This is a genomic window from Ottowia beijingensis, from assembly GCF_013423955.1.
Taxonomy (GTDB): Bacteria; Pseudomonadota; Gammaproteobacteria; order Burkholderiales; family Burkholderiaceae_C; genus Ottowia; species Ottowia beijingensis.
Genome location: NZ_JACCKX010000001.1, coordinates 3,911,946 through 3,928,170, shown reverse-complemented (window position 1 = coordinate 3,928,170; position 16,225 = coordinate 3,911,946). Strand labels below are relative to the sequence as shown.

The window sequence follows — 16,225 nt, the reverse complement described above, 5'->3', positions numbered from 1 at the left end:
TTGTCTCCGGGTGTCAACAAGCGCAAATGGGATGAAGGTCTATGCAACACAGTGCGCGCTCCATGTGTACGTGCGGGGCGCTACACAGATTCGGTCGATTGCCGCGAAGCTCAGGGCACGAGAAACTGGTTCGTCAAGGCAACCCAGTAGCTGGCTCCCACACCGATGAGGGTGTCGTTGAAGTCATATTTCGGGTTGTGGACGGCGCAGGCTCCCATCGCGTCTCCCGCTCCGTTCCCAACGAAGAAGTAGCAGCCAGGCACTTCCTGCAGCATGTAGGCGAAGTCCTCGCTGCCGAGCATGAGAGGCCCCTGATCGACGACCCGGTCCTTGCCTACGATCTGGTACGCAATATCGCGAGCGAATTCGGTCTCGGAACCGGACACTGGGGGCTCGAGCAAAGGTGGCGATGGAGGCGACCCCGGGTGCGTGCTGTTGCCGTCGTCGTGCCGCACTTCGTCGCCGGCGAGCTTTCCGAATTGCTCGCCTTGGTCGCTACGGTCCTTGCAGCCGCGTGACTGCCGACGCTACCCACGGTGGCGGTAGGCATCGGTGCGGCGCTTCTGCTGCGGCAATTGTTGGCGTGAACGAATGTGGCCGCTCGGTGCCTCACGCGCGCCGTGGCTGCATCCACATCAGTGCGGCCCAAGGGGAAGGCCGTTGTCGTGAATTCTCAATGCGGCTAGCCGAAGCGCAAGGCGTGGCTGAGTGTTCTTCCATCGCCTCCATGTCCGGCGCACTTTGTCGGACGGGTTGGTCGAACGTTCCTAGCGCTCCGTCTTTTGGACGACGATGATGGTCTGCTGCATGAGCGCGCACAACGCTTCCGCTTCATTCTTGACGACGAATACCTCGGCCTTCGTAACGATCAGCGTTCTGCCCCGACGAACCACCTGCCCGCGAGCAATGAGCTTCTCGCCGTCCGCTGGGGCGAGGAAGTTCAGCTTGTACTCAACCGTCAAGACCGAAGCGCCTGCAGGAGTCATCGTCATCGCCGCGAAACCAGCCGCCGCGTCAGCAATCATCCCAACCACTCCGCCATGCACAAATCCGTGCTGCTGCTCGATGCCATCCCAGTGTGGGACATGGATCTCGGTGGCGCCCTGTTCGATAGCAGGCAACGTCGCCCGAATCAAGCGCATGGCCCTCTGCTTGTCGAAGCTGGCAGCAACATCTTGCCTGAAGTTGGGGTTGGCAGAGTGGGTCATGAAGCGTCCTCGTCTTTGCTTGCACAAGAAGCCGCCCAATCTGGCGCAGAGGACCTAGAGAGAGCGGTCAGCTTGATGGAACTAACAACCTATCTCAGTGCCTGAGGGTGGGGCCTCCTGGCGGACGACTGCCTCTGAATCCAAGCCGACAGTCGCTCAGTCGACACTGAGGCGATCGTGCGTCGAGCTCTGGCGAAGCCCCGCCGTCCATCAGGCGCAGTCGAACGTCAGTTGCGGTTCGGTCTTGGCTTGCAGATCATCGCGGGAGACGCCGGGCGCAAGCTCCTTGACCACGAGTCCGCCGTCCGTTACGTCGAACACTGCCAAGTCTGTGATGATCTGGTTCACCACGCGTTGGCCGGTCAGAGGTAACGAGCACGCCTTCAGCACCTTCAACGCGCCGTCGCGCGCGACGTGCTCCATCAACACGATCACTCGGCGCGCGCCGCCCACCAGATCCATCGCCCCGCCCATGCCCTTGACCATCTTGCCGGGAATCATCCAATTGGCCAGATCCCCGCGTTCGCTGACTTGCATGCCGCCGAGGATGGTCAGATCCATGTGGCCGCCACGGATCATGGCGAAAGACATCGCGGAGGAGCAGATCGAAGCCCCAGGGGCCATGGTGATGGTCTGCTTGGCGGCATCGATCAGATCGGGATCGATCTCGTCTTCGAAAGGCGGCGGACCGATGCCGATCAGGCCGTTTTCCGATTGCAGCCAGACTTCCATTCCCTCGGGCACGTGGTCCACCACCTTGGTCGGCAGCCCGATCCCTAGGTTCACATAGTCCCCGTCGTGGAGTTCCTTGGCGGCGCGGGCCGCCATTTGTTCGTGTGTCCAAGCCATGTCGATCTCTCAAAGGTTGCGGGTGCGGAAGCTCTTGCGCTCGATGCGCTTCTCGGGATTCGGAACGACGACGATGCGATCCACAAAGATGCCGGGAAGATGCACCTCATCGGGGTCCAGTTGGCCCAAGTCCACGATCTCTTCCACTTCGGCGATCGTCACAGTCCCGGCCATGGCCACTTCAGGATTGAAATTGCGCGCGGTGCGGGAGAACACCAGATTGCCCGATGAGTCCGCCTTCTTGGCCTTGACCAGGAAACATCCGCTCTCAAGGCACGCTCCATGACATAGGTTTGCCCGTCGAATTCGCGCGTTTCCTTGTTCTCGGCTACCACCGTGCCAACGCCGGTACGCGTGAAAAAGGCGGGTATGCCCGCGCCGCCGGCGCGCAGCCGCTCGGCCAGCGTGCCCTGCGGATTGAATTCAAGCTCCAACTCCCCGTTCAGGTATTGCCGCTCGAATTCCTTGTTTTCTCCCACGTAGGAAGAAACCATGCGCTTGATCTGGCGGGTTTGCAGCAGCAATCCCAGTCCAAAATCATCGACCCCGGCGTTATTGCTGATGCAGGTCAGCCCATTGACGCCGCTGTCGCGCAGTGCTTCGATCAAAGCGGAGGAATTCCGCACAAGCCAAAACCCCCGACGGCAATGGTTTGGCCGCTTTTGACCACATCGCCTAAAGCGGCCGCCGAGTCTCCATATATCTTTCTCATTTCCGAATCAGCCTTTCAAGACAAATCAAATGGCGAGGAAATGCCATTCAATAGGCTGATGCTAGCGAGGCAGCGGCCGATTCGGCAACAGCTATGGGTGCAAAATAAGGGTGCACCTATGCACAACGATGACAATTTGATTGCGCATTCTGCGATCAGCTCGGGCGGCGGAACAGATCCGGATGCTGCTCGATCAGTTGGCGAATGTGGTCCCAGACAAAGCGGTAGCGCCTGATCTTCAGCAGATCTTCTGGCGCGGCAATCCACAGGCCACGCGTCATCAGCGGCTGGTCGGGAAAAACGCACACAAGGTCGTTGCCCTGGCGCGCGACATACGGCGTCAGCAGGACAAGGCCCAGGCCCGCCGCCGCTGCTGTGCGTTGAGCCAGGACGCTGGTGGTAGAAAAGCTGCGACGCGCGTTGGGCGTCAACTCTTGCAGGATCCGGTAGCGATCGCTGACCGATCCGTCGTGGATGTAGTCCACGAACTCTTGGTGGACCACGTCACCAAGTTCCCGGATGGGTGGGTGCGAGGTCCGGTAGCCGGGTGAGCAATACAGGAAGTAGTCCACCTGCGCCAGCCTTGCGACCTTGTAGCGACCCGCTTCCGGGGGCTCCAGGGTCACCAGAATCTCGACCTCCCGGGTCACGAGGCTGGGGAACTGGGGTTGTGCCATCAACTCGATGTGCAGCCCAGGGTGCTGATCACGCAACCGCGCCAAGCTGGGCGCGAGGACGTGGATGCCGAAGGCCTCGGGCGTTCCCACCCGCACCGTGCCTTCGATGACTTCCGCCTGGCCCAGGCTCTGCTCAACCGCTTCGAGCAGGGCAGCCTCCATCTTCTCGGCATTTGGAATCAGCCTTCGACCGGCGTCGGTGAGCGTGTAGCCGCTGCGGCGACGGTCGAACAACACCGCGCCCAGCTTCTCTTCCAGACGGTCGATGCGGCGCGAGACCGTGGAGTGCTCGATACCCAACCTCTCTCCGGCCAAAGAAATCGTGCCCAGGCGGGCCACCATCAAGAAGACTCTTAGGTCATTCCATTCCGGAAGCTGTTTCATAGGCTTATTGTGCATCAGTGCACAACAAGGGTGCAATCGTTTTCTTTCGCGAAGCAATGGTGCACCAGATAATTTAAAAGCCTTCAGCGAATATTTGCTCGTAGGTGCTCGGCGACTAACGCCACGCTCGGCTTCTAATTATTTGCCGCAGCCGTAGAAATAATAGGCATTGGAGACAAATATGTCATTCGTTGTGGTGCTGTGCGCCCTGGTATTTTTGATGCTCGCCGCATACCGCGGCTACAGTGTCATATTGGCGGCGCCGATTGCGGCACTCGGTGCCGTTATTTTTTCGAGCCATCCGCCGTCGCACCGGTATTCGCCGGCGTCTTCATGGAGAAAATGGCGGGCTTTCTCAAACTGTACTTCCCGGTTTTCATGCTGGGGGCGGTGTTTGGCAAAGCGATCGAGTTGTCGGGGTTCGCGGAATCGATTGTGGCGACCGCGATCCGCTACTTTGGCCGCTCCAGAGCCAATCTCATCATCGTCTCGGTCTGCGCACTGCTGACCTATGGCGGCGTATCGGTGTTCGTCGTCGTGTTCGCGGTGTATCCGTTTGCGGCTGAACTCTATCGGCAAAGCAATATTCCCAAGCGCTTGATGCCCGGGGCGATTGCCCTGGGCGCCTTTTCGTTCACGATGGACTCGTTGCCCGGCACGCCGCAGATCCAAAACATCATTCCGACGACCTTCTTCAACACCACCTCATGGGCGGCACCGGTGCTTGGCGTGCTGGGCGCCTTGTTCCTGGCCGTGACTGGCCTGGCGTATCTGGAGTGGCGCCGCCGCGTAGCGGCCAGGAACGGCGAGGGCTATGGTTCCGATCACACCAATGAGCCGCAGCAACTGGCAGGGAAGCAGCTCCCATCGCCGCTGTTGGCCGTGCTCCCGCTGCTCGTGGTGGGGATCGGTAACTTCTGGCTGACGAAAGCGATCCCCCAGTGGTACGGCGCACTCCACAGCGTCAGCCTTCCGGGGCTGGCCAAGCCCGTGGAAACCCAAATCGCCGGCTTGACGGCAGTCTGGGCGGTGCAAGGAGCGCTGCTGCTGGGCATTCTTGTCGTGTTGGCTACTGCGTTCTCTGCGGTGAAGCAGCGTTTTGCCGAGGGCAGCAAGGCTGCCGTGGGCGGGGCGATGCTGGCATCCATGAACACCGCATCCGAATATGGCTTCGGCGGGGTCATCGCCGCGCTGCCCGGCTTCCTGGTCATCCGGGACGCTCTGCACAGCGTGCCGGACCCGTTGCTGAATGCGGCAGTCTCCGTGAGCACGCTGGCGGGCATTACAGGCTCGGCGTCGGGCGGCATGAGCATCGCGCTGGCGGCCATGTCGGAGAACCTGATCGCTGCGGCCAACGCCGCCCATATTCCGATGGAGGTGCTGCACCGCGTTGTGGCCATGGCCAGCGGCGGTATGGACACCTTGCCGCACAACGGCGCGGTCATCACCTTGCTTGCGGTTACGGGGCTCACGCACCGGCAAGCCTACAAGGACATCTTTGCAATCACGCTGATCAAGACCTTGGCAGCCCTGTTCGTGATTGCCGTTTTCTATCTCACCGGCCTCGTCTGACCCTCTCACTACCTTGGAGCTGAACATGACCCAGAGCAACCGTTATCAAGGCTATGAAGCCATCGAGTTCGATCGTCCGCTGGAGGGTGTACTGCGCCTGACCTTGAACAAGCCCGAGCGCATGAACGCCCTCGATTCGCGCGGCCATGCCGAACTTGCCGATGTTTGGCGCGAAATCGATACCGACCCGGACGTCAGTGTTGTCGTGCTGCGCGGCGCAGGGCGCGCCTTCTCCGCGGGCGGCGACTTCACCATGCTCAAGGAGATGACGGACGATTTCAACGTGCGTGCCAGGGTGTGGCGAGAGTCGCGCGACCTGGTCTACAACATCATCAACTGCTCGAAGCCCATCGTCTCGGCCATCCATGGCCCGGCAGTCGGTGCGGGTCTGGTGGCAGCCCTACTGGCCGATATTTCCATCGCGGCCAAGACGGCGCGCATCGTGGACGGCCACACCAAGCTGGGCGTTGCGCCGGGCGACCACGCGGCCATCGTTTGGCCGCTGCTGTGTGGCATGGCCAAGGCCAAGTACCACCTGATGCTGTGCGAACCCCTGAACGGCGAGCAGGCCGAGGCGCTGGGGCTGGTGTCTCTTTCCGTCGAAGACGACGCCCTGCAGGAGAAGGCTCTGGAGGTGGCGCAGAAGCTGGCGAACGGCGCGCCCGCAGCGCTGCGCTGGACCAAGTACGCGCTGAACAACTGGTTGCGCCAGGCAGGTCCGATCTTCGACACCTCGCTGGCACTGGAGTTCATGGGGTTTGGCGGCCCCGAGGCGCAGGAGGGTCTCGCCGCCTTGCTGGAGAAGCGCGCGCCGAAGTTCTCGCAGCGTACCCCTGTCTGAGCATTCGGGCCGTGTGCCCGAATGGCAGATCCCAAGAAATCATGACGCCGTGGTGGCGTCAGGCGCCTTCGTGGCAGGCCCGGCCCACGGGAAAGGGTGCGCCTGAGCCGCCGCAGCGAAGGAGACATGCACATGAAACTCAAGACCGTAGCATTCATCGGTGTCGGCAATATGGGCGCGCCTATGGCCCGCTGTGCCCGGCGTGCCGGCTTCGATTTGATCGTTTGCGATCGCAACCAGGCCGTGCTCGAGGCGTTCGCTCAGGAGGGTGCGACGGTCACTACTGACGTCGCTGCCTGTGCAGGCGCGGATGCGGTGGTCGTACTCCTGGCCAATGATGCGCAGATCATGGAAGCCGTGTTGGGCGAGCGCGGCCTGGTGCAGGCGATTGCGCCCGGGCAGCGTCCCATTGTCTGCATGATGAGTACTACCTTGCCGGATACCTTGCAGGCGCTGAAGGGCCCGATCGAAGCCGCCGGTGCGCGCCTGATCGATGCGCCGATCAGTGGTGGCATTGTGGGAGCAGAGCAGGGCACGCTCACCATCATGTTGGGAGGCGACGCCGCCGACGTGCAGGCCGTCATGCCCCTGATGGAGGCCATGGGCGAACGCATTTTCCATTGCGGCGCGCTGGGCGCGGCGGAGGTGGTCAAGGTGATCAACAACATGCTGTGCGTGACCAACATGTTCCTCACCGCCGAGGCCATCGAGCTCGCGCAGCGGCATGGCGTGAGCTTCGAGGGGCTCTCACCGATCCTGGCCGTGAGCACTGGGCTGAATTTTCTCACCGCCGATGCCCAAACGGGCAGGGCGCAGTACCGCGCATGGGCGCGCTCGGAGGAGGCCTATACCGCCATCTACAACGTGGTCAGCAAAGACTTGCACCTTGCGTTGAAGCTGGCGGATCTCGCGCAACTAGATCTGGGGCTGCTCAAGGGCGTCTCGCAGTACGTGGATTCTGCCGACCCTCAGGCTATGGGGCGCTGGATGCGCAGCGGCCAGGTCAACTGAGACGCGGCGTTGTCGGGTTGCCAGTTCAGTCCAGATCAAAGGTACTGGAGATGTCTAGAGCGAACTCCGGCGCAACCCTATGTTGCCCAAGACCTTGCCTTCTGGACGACAAAGTCGATGAGCGTGCGGGTCGCAACGGTTTGATAGGCGCCGGGCATGCGAAGCAGGAACATGCGGGTACCGAATACGCTCAGGCGCCAATCGGACAAAGCGGTGACCATGCGTCCCTCGGCTACATCCTGGCGGACGACATAGTCGGGGACGAGACCGACGCCCAGACTGGCGAGGATGGCTTCGCGAAGGAACTGGAAGTTTTCCGATGCCAGGGTGGGGTGCAGCGTGAGTTCGCGCCGTTCCTCACCTTCTTGATAGGCCGAGACTCTCAGGTTGCGCCCTGCCACAGCCGACGTGATCAGGGGAACATTGCCGAGTTCCTCCAGCCGCTCTGGCATCGCGTGCCCGCGGGCGTAGTCGATCGATGCGCAGGTGACGTAGCGCACCTGGGCCAGCTCGATGGCCACCATCTGTTGCGGAGGCTCCGACATGACGCGCACCGCGATGTCCACTTCGTCGCGCAGGAGATCGTCGACGCGGTTGTCGAACAGCAGATCGAGATCGATGTCGGGATAGAGGCGCTTGAACTCGATCAGCCAACTGGACATCACCATGTGCCCGAATCCGGTGGGCAAGCTGAGCCGAACCGCGCCATGCAGGCCTTTACCGAACACGGCCACCGACTCCTTGGCGGCGAGCACTTCATTGCGAATGACACACCCGTGGTGGTAGAGGCGCTGGCCGATGTCCGTGAGCTCCACGCGCCGCGTCGTGCGCCGCATCAGCTGCATCCCGACCGACCTTTCAAGCTGGGTCAGGTGATAACTGATATTGGCCCGGCTCATCTTCATGTTGCGCGCGGCCAGGCTGAGATTCCCCGCTTCCACGATGTCGACGAAGAGTGTGAGTGCGTGGGCGTCCATGGATCCTATATGTCGAAATTTTTGAACAGAATGTTCATTTTCTTTCTAATTGTCAAGTTCATTCGATCATTAAACAATCCTGCCCATTCAAAGGAGATTCCCCATGGCGCTTGATCAAGAAACCTTCCAACTGCTGAAAGACAGCGTTCAACGCTTTGTCCGCGAGCGGCTGGTGCCCGCCGAAAACCATCTCGAAGAGCACGACGAAGTACCGGCCGACATCGTGGCCGACATGAAAGAGCTTGGCCTGTTCGGCATCTCGATTCCTGAGGAGTACGGCGGCGTTGGCCTGTCGATGGCACAGGAGTGCGAGGTGGCCTATGAACTCGGCCAGACGGCGCTCGCTTTCCGCTCGGTGGCGGGGACGAACATCGGCATCGGCTCGCAAGGCATCCTGATGGATGGCACGCCCGAACAGAAGGCCGAGTACCTGCCGCGCATCGCCAGCGGCGAATTGATCATCTCCTTCGCGCTCACGGAACCCGATGCGGGGTCGGATGCTGCCTCGCTGAAGACCAAGGCCGTGGCGGACGGCAGCGACTACCTGATTAGCGGCACCAAGCGCTTCATCACCAATGCGCCGCGCGCAGGTGCCTTCACGCTGATGGCGCGCACCGGCGGCTCGGGCGCGGGCGGCATCTCGGCCTTCATCGTCCCCGCCGGCCTGCCAGGTCTGACGCTTGGCAAGTCCGACAAGAAAATGGGACAGAAAGGCACGCGCACCTGCGACGTCAACCTCGATAACGTGCGAGTTCCCGCCGCCAGCATCATCGGCGGCGAAGCAGGCAAGGGCTTCAAGACGGCAATGAAGGTGCTCGACCGTGGCCGCTTGCACATCTCGGCGCTGGCCTGCGGCATGGCGCAGCGCATCCTGCGGGAGAGTGTGGCCTACGCGCAGCAGCGCAAGCAGTTCGGCCAGCGCATCGGCGACTTCCAATTGGTTCAGGCCATGCTGGCCGATAGCCAGGCCGAGTTGCTGGCCGGCTGGGCGTTGGTGCGCGAAACCGCCCAGCGCTACGACGCCAAGCCCTTTGGGGTCACCGATCCGGAAGTGAGCATGCGCGCCTCGTGCACCAAGATGTTCACGACCGAGATGGTGGGCCGCGTGGCCGACCGTGGCGTGCAGATCCACGGCGGCTCGGGCTACATCAACGAGTTTCCGGTCGAGCGCTTCTACCGCGACGTGCGCCTGCTGCGCCTGTACGAAGGCACCACGCAGATCCAGCAACTGGTCATCGGCAAGCAGCTGATGAAGGCCGAGTGAGGTTGCCCATGCTCGACATACGCAACGGCATCGCCGTCATCGCCCTGGACAACCCGCCCGTCAACAGTCTGGGCCACGCATTGCGCGAACGCATCGTGCAGCACCTCGACGCCGCGGAGGCCGACTCCGCCGTGCGAGGCATTGTGCTGACCGGTAGCGAGAAGGCATTCTCGGCCGGTGCGGACGTAACCGAGTTCGGCACGCCGCGCCAGTTGCAGGAGCCCATCCTCCGCACAGTTATCGCCCGTCTCGAGGCGAGCAGCAAGCCCGTCGTGGCCGCGATCTCCGGCGTTGCCTTGGGCGGTGGCTTGGAACTGGCGCTGGGCTGCCATGGGCGTATCGCACAGGAAAAGGCCCGAATCGGGCTTCCCGAGATCACGCTGGGCCTGATCCCCGGCTCTGGCGCAACGCAGCGGCTGCCTCGCCTCGTAGGCATTGCCGCCGCCCATGCGCTGATGTCCGGCGGTCAGCCCCAGGGCGCTCGACAACTCGCCACGTCGGGCCTTTTCGACGACGTGGTGGCCGGCGATGTCATTGGCGCAGCCGCTGCGCGCGCGACGGCGCTCGCGGAAAAGGGCGCTCCCTATCCGCGGGCTCGGGATGGCGAACTCGATGCTGCGGAGGTGCAGTCCACGGTGGCTGCGCAGCGGGCGAAGCTCACCGCCCGTCAGAAGCTGCAGCCGGCTTATGGCGCGCTGCTCGACGCGCTGGCTGCGTCGACGCTGCCGTTCGACGCAGGCCTGCAGAAGGAGCGCGAACTGTTTCTGGCCCTTGTGCCCACGACTGCCGCCCAGGCGCTGCGATACCAGTTCAAGGTCGAGCGGGAAGCCACCAAGCTGCCGCAGGCGTTTCAGCTCCTGCGCGCGAGGTGCGTTCCATTGCCGTGATCGGGGCTGGCACCATGGGCTCGGGCATCGCCATCTCGGCGCTCGACGCGGGCTTGGCCGTGCTGTTGCTTGAGCAGGACGGAGCTGCGCTGGAACGAGGGCGGCAACGCATCACGGACCACTACCGTGAGCGCGTCGCTGCAGGCAAGCTCTCGGCCGATGCCGCGTCGTCCAATGAGGCACGCCTTCAGACCAGCCTCGAATGGGAACGTCTGCAGCAGGTCGACCTGGTGATCGAGGCGGTCTTCGAAGACATGGCCGTCAAGCAGGAGGTCTTTCGCAAGATCGACGCCCATGCGCGGCGGGGTGCCGTCTTGGCGACGAACACCTCCTACCTCAACATCGACCCGATTGCTGCGGCCACTTTGCGGCCACAGGATGTGCTGGGGCTGCATTTCTTCAGCCCGGCCAACGTGATGAAGCTGCTGGAGGTGGTGCGCGGCGCAAAGACCGCCCCTGATGTGCTGGCCACCGGCATGGCGCTCGGTGCCACCCTCAAAAAGATGCCCGTGCTGACCGGCAATGCCTTCGGCTTCATCGGCAACCGCATCTACAACGCCTACCGCCGCCAGTGCGAGTTCATGCTCGAGGACGGAGCCTGGCCTGAGGATGTGGACAACGCGCTGACCGGGCTGGGCTTTGCGATGGGACCGTTCGCTGTGGCCGATCTCTCCGGCCTCGACATTGCCTGGCGCATGCGCAAGGCGCAGGCGGCGACGCGTGATTCGCGCGAACGCTACGTGTCCATTCTGGATCAGCTGTGCGAGGCTGGGCGCCTGGGGCGCAAGACAGGTGCGGGCTACTACGCCTATGTAGACGGCAAGCAAGAGAAGACCACCGATGCGGCTGTCCGCGATATGGTCCAGCAGGCGAGCGCGCAGCGCGGCATCACCCGGCGCAGGCTCGCACCTGAAGAGATCCAACGCCGGGCTCTACTCGCCATGGTCAACGAGGCCGCCTTGCTGTTCGCCGAAGGAGTGGCGTCCCGCCCCAGCGACATCGACGTAGTGCTGGTGCAAGGCTATGGCTTTCCTCGCTGGGAGGGCGGCCCGGTGTTCTGGGCGCGCCAGCAGGATCGCGACCAGCTCGAGAACGATCTCCAGCGTCTCGCGGAGGAGGCCGGCTTCGGCTTCACCCTGGGCGACCTCGACCCGCTGCTTTCAACCTGATTCAAAGATCATCATGAACACTTCAGAAGCCTTCATCTGCGACGCCGTGCGCACCCCTTCGGCCGCTACGGCGGCGCCCTGGCCGGCGTGCGCACCGACGACCTCGGCGCCGTGCCCATCAAGGCGCTGATGGAACGCAACCCCAACGTGGACTGGACCGCCGTGGCCGACGTGCTCTACGGCTGCGCCAACCAGGCCGGCGAGGACAACCGCAACGTGGCGCGCATGTCGTCGTTGCTGGCCGGCCTGCCCATCGACGTGCCCGGCGCCACCATCAACCGCCTGTGCGGCTCGGGCCTGGATGCCGTGGGCTCGGCCGCGCGCGCCATCAAGGCCGGCGAGGCCCGCTTGATGATCGCCGGCGGCGTGGAAAGCATGAGCCGCGCCCCTTCGTCATGCCCAAGGCCGAAACCGCCTTCAGCCGCAACAACGCCGTGTACGACACCACCATCGGCTGGCGCTTCGTCAACAGGCTGATGAAGGCCCAGTTCGGCGTGGACTCCATGCCCGAGACCGCCGAGAACGTGGCCGACGACTTCAAGATCGAGCGCGCAGCCCAAGACCGCATGGCCCTGGCCTCGCAGCAAAAGGCCGCCGCAGCCATTGCCGCCGGCCACCTGGCGAAAGAGATCGTGCCCGTGTCCATCGCGCAGAAGAAGGGCGACCCCATCGTCGTGAGCCAGGACGAGCACCCCCGCGCCACTACGCAGGAGGCGCTGGCCAAGCTCAAGGGCGTGGTGCGGCCTGACGGCAGCGTCACCGCCGGCAACGCCAGCGGCGTGAACGACGGCGCCTGCGCCCTGCTGCTGGCCAATGAAGAGGCCGCCAAGCAGTATGGCCTCACGCCGCGCGCCCGCGTGGTCGGCATGGCCACCGCCGGCGTGGCGCCGCGCATCATGGGCTTCGGTCCCGCGCCCGCCGTGCGCAAGGTGCTGGAGCTGACCGGCCTGACGCTGGCCCAGATGGACGTGATCGAGCTGAACGAAGCCTTTGCCGCCCAGGGCCTGGCCGTGCTGCGCGACCTGGGCATCGCCGACGACGACCGGCGCGTCAACCAGTGGGGCGGCGCGATTGCGCTGGGCCACCCGCTGGGCGCCTCGGGCGCACGCCTGGCCACCACCGCCGTGAACCAGCTGCACACGCTGGGCGGCCGCTACGCGCTGTGCACCATGTGTATTGGTGTGGGGCAGGGTATCGCTGTCATTCTCGAAAAAGTCTGACGTTCCAAGCCAATCGATCACCGCGTTGTCCGGCGCGGTGGGCCGCTTTTCCGGACGGGGAGCAGTGGCATAGCCAGAAATACAGTCAATGGAGACTACCCACCCATGAGCCCTGAGGACATTCATAGTACCTACGGCCCGCGTGAAGCGATGGAGTACGACGTGGTTGTCGTTGGCGGCGGCCCGGCGGGCCTCGCCACCGCTATCCGGCTCAAGCAGCTCAAGCCCGACGCCAGTGTCGTTGTGCTGGAGAAGGGCTCAGAGCCCGGCGCCCACATTTTGTCAGGCGCGGTGATGGACCCGCGCGCGATGGAGGAGCTGTTCCCGAACTGGAAGGAGCTGGGCGCCCCGCTGGGTCAGCCCGTCGCCGGCGACGACGTGCTCTTCCTCAGCGCGACGGGCAGCTCGCGCACGCCCGACTGGCTGGTGCCGCGCAACTTCCACAACCATGGCTGCTACGTCATCAGCCTGTCCGACGTCACCAAGTGGATGGCCCAGCAGGCCGAGAGCCTGGGCGTCGAGATCTTCCCGGGCTTCGCCGCCGCCGAGGTGCTCTACGATGAGCAGGGCCGCGTGAAGGGCGTGGCCACCGGCAACATGGGACTGGGCAAGGACGGCGAACCAACCGACCACTTCCAGCTCGGCATGGAGCTGCTGGGCAAGTACACCGTCTTCGCCGAGGGCGCGCGCGGCCATCTCGGTAAGCAGTTGCTTGCCAAGTACAAGCTGACCGAAGGCAAGGACGTGCAGACCTTCGCCATCGGCATCAAGGAGCTGTGGGAGGTCCCCGCCGACAATGCCCAGCCCGGCAAGGTCGTGCACACGGCCGGCTGGCCGATGGAGAGCGACACCTTCGGTGGCGGCTTCCTCTACCACCTCGAGGGCAGCCGGGTCACGATGGGTTTCGTCATCGGGTTGGACTACGCCAACCCCTACATCAGCCCCTTCGAGGAAATGCAGCGCTGGAAGACCCACCCGGCCATCGCCGCCCACATCGAAGGCGGCAAGCGCATCGGCTACGGCGCCCGCGCCATCAACAACGGCACGCCGCAGGCCCTGCCCAAAACGGTCTTCCCTGGTGGCTGCCTGGTCGGCTGCGATGCCGGCTATTTGAACGCGGCCCGCATCAAGGGCAGCCATGCCGCCATCAAGAGCGGCATGCTGGCCGCCGAGGCGCTGGCCCCTGCGCTGGAGGCTGGCCGCGCGCAGGACGAGCTGACGGCCTATCCGGAAGCCTTCGAAAAGAGCTGGCTGAACGAAGAGCTTCAGCAGACCCGCAACTTCAAGCTCTGGTTCAAAAAGGGCAAGACCACCGGCCAGTTGATGACCGGCATTGAGCAGTGGCTGCTGCCCAAGCTGGGCGTCAAGAGCCCGCCATGGACGCTGCACAACCACAAGGCCGACCACAACGCGCTGCGTCCGGCGAGTGAGTTCTCGCCGATCAGCTACCCCAAGCCCGACGGCAGGCTGAGCTTCGACAGGCTGTCGTCGGTGTTCATCAGCAACACCAACCACGAGGAAAATCAGCCGGCCCACCTGACGCTGAAGAATGCGGCGGTGCCGGTGCAGGTCAACCTCGCGAAGTTCGCCGGGCCCGAGAGCCGCTACTGCCCGGCCGGCGTCTACGAGTTCGTGACGAACGACGACAACAGCGAGCGCCTGCAGATCAACGCGCAGAACTGCGTGCACTGCAAGACCTGCGACATCAAGGACCCGACGCAGAACATCGTCTGGGTCACCCCGGAGGGCGGCGGCGGGCCGAACTACGCCGGGATGTAGGCGCCGCCCGTGTCCAACCACATGAGGTAACCTTTTCGCCGATGAACATCTTGACACGCGAGCACCTTCTCGACGGAAGCTATCTGGCCCGCTTGGCGTTGCCGGCAGACTTTTCCTGGTCTGAGGAAGATGTCAATCGTTCCCTGGCGCAAGCGCTTGAAGGCAGGCCATCCGACATGATCTGGGTGTTCGCCTACGGCTCGTTGATGTGGAATCCAATGCTGGAGCTGGCGGACAAATCACCGGCTGTGCTCGACGGATGGCATCGCAGCTTCAGCGTGCGCTCGATCTCAGGCCGCGGCACGCTAGAGCACCCAGGCCGTGTGCTGGCTTTGGAAGCAGGTGGACAAGTACAGGGGTTGCCTTGCGCATCCGCCCAGAAGTTGTCGACACCGAAATGCGGCTCCTATGGCTGCGCGAGATGGCCGGGGGCGCCTACTTGCCGAGCTGGGTTCCCGTTGTGCTTGCTAGTGGCGATAGTGTCGAGGCCCTGGCCTTCGTGGGTAACCCTGCTCACCCACAGCATGAAACGGATGTATCTGTGGAAACGGTTACCCGATTGGTTGCCAAGGCGGCAGGCCGCTTTGGCTCGAACGCCGACTATGTTCTTGCACTTCACCAAGCGCTGATCGAGCTTGGCCTTGAGGATGAGTACATCAAAGCCATTGCAGGCGGCTTGCAGAGCCAATCACGCTAGATCGGCGCATCCAAAGTGTGTTTGACCCTCTGCACCCCTTTGCTGCGAGCCCGGTGTCTGCCCAGGAATACCCTGTAGGCATCCCGAGGCATCCCGAGGCATCCCGAGGCATCCCGAGGCATCCCGAGGCATCCGAGAAGAGCTTGCCGAAGCTGAAGGACGCGGCGCTCAGCGCAGGAGAATGGCCAACGGTCTGGGATGGCCAGTCCCAGCGGCTGACGCATCAGGCTTCTTCGTACTCGAGCAACCCGTTGTCGAGCACGACGATGCCGCGCTCGATCACCCGGCACCGGAAGCCCGCCAGCCCTTGTGCCTCCCTCCAAATGTCGGTGCAGAGTGTTTCGCCGGGATAAACCGGCTTGGAGAAGCGCGCGCGCAGGCTGCGAACACGCGCAGAGTCATAGTGGCACAGTGTCTTGAGGAGGGCATGGCCGGCAACGCTGACCGTGCATAGGCCATGCAGAATGGGCCGCTCGAATCCTGCGCCTTGTGCCACGACAGGATCAGCGTGCAGTGGGTTGGAGTCCCCATTCAGGCGGTAGAGCAGTGCAGCCTGCGGCAGAGTTGGGAGCTCGCAGCTGGCATCAGGGTGTCGCGCGGGGAGTGCGTGCAGAGGCCGAGCCGTGGCAGCGGGGCCGCCGAATCCTCCCTCGGACCTGCAGACGTAGGTAGAGCGCACTGTGCAAAGCCGTTGTCCACTCGATTGGTCGGTCACCGTGCGGGATGTATAGATCAAGGCGCCCTTGTTGATCCCTCTGTCGATCACGTCGTCGATCGTCGTTCGGCCGATCACCACCCCTTGACTGGGCAGCGCCGCATGGAGCTCGATGCTGACCTCACCGTACAGCACGCGGGACCAGTCGAGGCCGAACTCGGGGTCGTGGAACCACAGTGCGGAGTCGCCCAGCACCAGGGACATTGTCGGCAGCACCTGAAGTGCCTCTCCGTACACGTACCGGAGTTGATGGGGTCCGTGGG

Annotated in this window: 14 protein-coding genes and 3 pseudogenes; 9 read left to right on the top strand and 8 right to left on the bottom strand. The window is 63.4% G+C overall.

All coding sequences use genetic code 11. The annotated features are described in order from the left end of the window. Positions 1-110: 110 nt before the first annotated feature. The 6 genes from H0I39_RS19330 to H0I39_RS19310 form a co-directional block, all read right to left on the bottom strand. Complete coding sequence (locus H0I39_RS19330; RefSeq protein ID WP_180551556.1) at positions 111-386, bottom strand: M20/M25/M40 family metallo-hydrolase; 276 nt, start codon at positions 384-386, stop codon at positions 111-113. 381 nt (positions 387-767) lie between these two features. Further along, positions 768-1,208 carry a PaaI family thioesterase gene (locus H0I39_RS19325; protein ID WP_180551555.1) on the bottom strand — a complete coding sequence of 147 codons (441 nt, stop codon included), beginning with the start codon at positions 1,206-1,208 and terminating at the stop codon, positions 768-770. Between the two features lie 210 nt (positions 1,209-1,418). Further along, positions 1,419-2,057, bottom strand: coding sequence for a CoA transferase subunit B (locus H0I39_RS19320; protein WP_180551554.1), 639 nt, complete (start codon positions 2,055-2,057; stop codon positions 1,419-1,421). 9 nt (positions 2,058-2,066) lie between these two features. Next, positions 2,067-2,273 (bottom strand): CoA-transferase, encoded by a 207-nt coding sequence (locus H0I39_RS22815; RefSeq protein ID WP_308645901.1) that lies wholly within the window; start codon positions 2,271-2,273, stop codon positions 2,067-2,069. Beyond that, positions 2,216-2,758 (bottom strand): CoA transferase subunit A, encoded by a 543-nt coding sequence (locus H0I39_RS19315; protein WP_373368355.1) that lies wholly within the window; start codon positions 2,756-2,758, stop codon positions 2,216-2,218. The genes H0I39_RS22815 and H0I39_RS19315 overlap by 58 nt, the downstream gene beginning before the upstream one ends. Before the next feature lie 166 nt (positions 2,759-2,924). Continuing rightward, positions 2,925-3,866 (bottom strand): LysR family transcriptional regulator, encoded by a 942-nt coding sequence (locus tag H0I39_RS19310; protein WP_180551888.1) that lies wholly within the window; start codon positions 3,864-3,866, stop codon positions 2,925-2,927. Between the two features lie 145 nt (positions 3,867-4,011). Between H0I39_RS19310 and H0I39_RS19305 the strand changes: the two are divergent. The 3 genes and pseudogenes from H0I39_RS19305 to H0I39_RS19295 all read left to right on the top strand — a co-directional run bounded on the left by H0I39_RS19305 (position 4,012) and on the right by H0I39_RS19295 (position 7,254). Further along, positions 4,012-5,402 (top strand): annotated as a pseudogene (locus tag H0I39_RS19305) (GntP family permease). 25 nt (positions 5,403-5,427) lie between these two features. Beyond that, complete coding sequence (locus tag H0I39_RS19300) at positions 5,428-6,243, top strand: enoyl-CoA hydratase/isomerase family protein (RefSeq protein ID WP_180551553.1); 816 nt, start codon at positions 5,428-5,430, stop codon at positions 6,241-6,243. Between the two features lie 132 nt (positions 6,244-6,375). Then, the gene (locus H0I39_RS19295) at positions 6,376-7,254 is read left to right on the top strand and encodes an NAD(P)-dependent oxidoreductase (RefSeq protein ID WP_180551552.1); all 879 of its coding nucleotides are present in this window, start codon (positions 6,376-6,378) and stop codon (positions 7,252-7,254) included. A gap of 77 nt (positions 7,255-7,331) precedes the next feature. Here the strand turns inward: H0I39_RS19295 and H0I39_RS19290 are convergent, their stop codons facing one another. Next, positions 7,332-8,231 (bottom strand): LysR family transcriptional regulator, encoded by a 900-nt coding sequence (locus H0I39_RS19290; RefSeq protein ID WP_180551551.1) that lies wholly within the window; start codon positions 8,229-8,231, stop codon positions 7,332-7,334. 103 nt (positions 8,232-8,334) lie between these two features. Here H0I39_RS19290 and H0I39_RS19285 point away from each other — a divergent pair, with 103 nt between their 5' ends. The 6 genes and pseudogenes from H0I39_RS19285 (at position 8,335) to H0I39_RS24355 (ending at position 15,247) form a co-directional block, all read left to right on the top strand. After that, positions 8,335-9,495 (top strand): acyl-CoA dehydrogenase family protein, encoded by a 1,161-nt coding sequence (locus tag H0I39_RS19285; RefSeq protein WP_180551550.1) that lies wholly within the window; start codon positions 8,335-8,337, stop codon positions 9,493-9,495. A gap of 8 nt (positions 9,496-9,503) precedes the next feature. Next, positions 9,504-10,382 (top strand): enoyl-CoA hydratase/isomerase family protein, encoded by an 879-nt coding sequence (locus tag H0I39_RS22810; protein WP_257645897.1) that lies wholly within the window; start codon positions 9,504-9,506, stop codon positions 10,380-10,382. Then, on the top strand, positions 10,364-11,551 hold the full coding sequence (locus H0I39_RS22805) for a 3-hydroxyacyl-CoA dehydrogenase (RefSeq protein WP_308645899.1): 1,188 nt from the start codon (positions 10,364-10,366) through the stop codon (positions 11,549-11,551). The genes H0I39_RS22810 and H0I39_RS22805 overlap by 19 nt, the downstream gene beginning before the upstream one ends. A 13-nt stretch (positions 11,552-11,564) precedes the next feature. Further along, a pseudogene (pcaF, locus tag H0I39_RS19275) lies at positions 11,565-12,771 on the top strand (3-oxoadipyl-CoA thiolase). A gap of 105 nt (positions 12,772-12,876) precedes the next feature. Continuing rightward, the gene (locus tag H0I39_RS19270) at positions 12,877-14,550 is read left to right on the top strand and encodes an electron transfer flavoprotein-ubiquinone oxidoreductase (RefSeq protein WP_180551549.1); all 1,674 of its coding nucleotides are present in this window, start codon (positions 12,877-12,879) and stop codon (positions 14,548-14,550) included. A 41-nt stretch (positions 14,551-14,591) separates the two neighbouring features. After that, a pseudogene (locus H0I39_RS24355) lies at positions 14,592-15,247 on the top strand (gamma-glutamylcyclotransferase). Positions 15,248-15,470: 223 nt separating this feature from the next. Here H0I39_RS24355 and H0I39_RS19260 read toward each other — a convergent pair. Next, a complete protein-coding gene (locus H0I39_RS19260; RefSeq protein ID WP_307776846.1) occupies positions 15,471-16,166 on the bottom strand; it encodes a MaoC family dehydratase in 696 nt (231 codons plus the stop codon). Positions 16,167-16,225 lie beyond the last annotated feature (59 nt).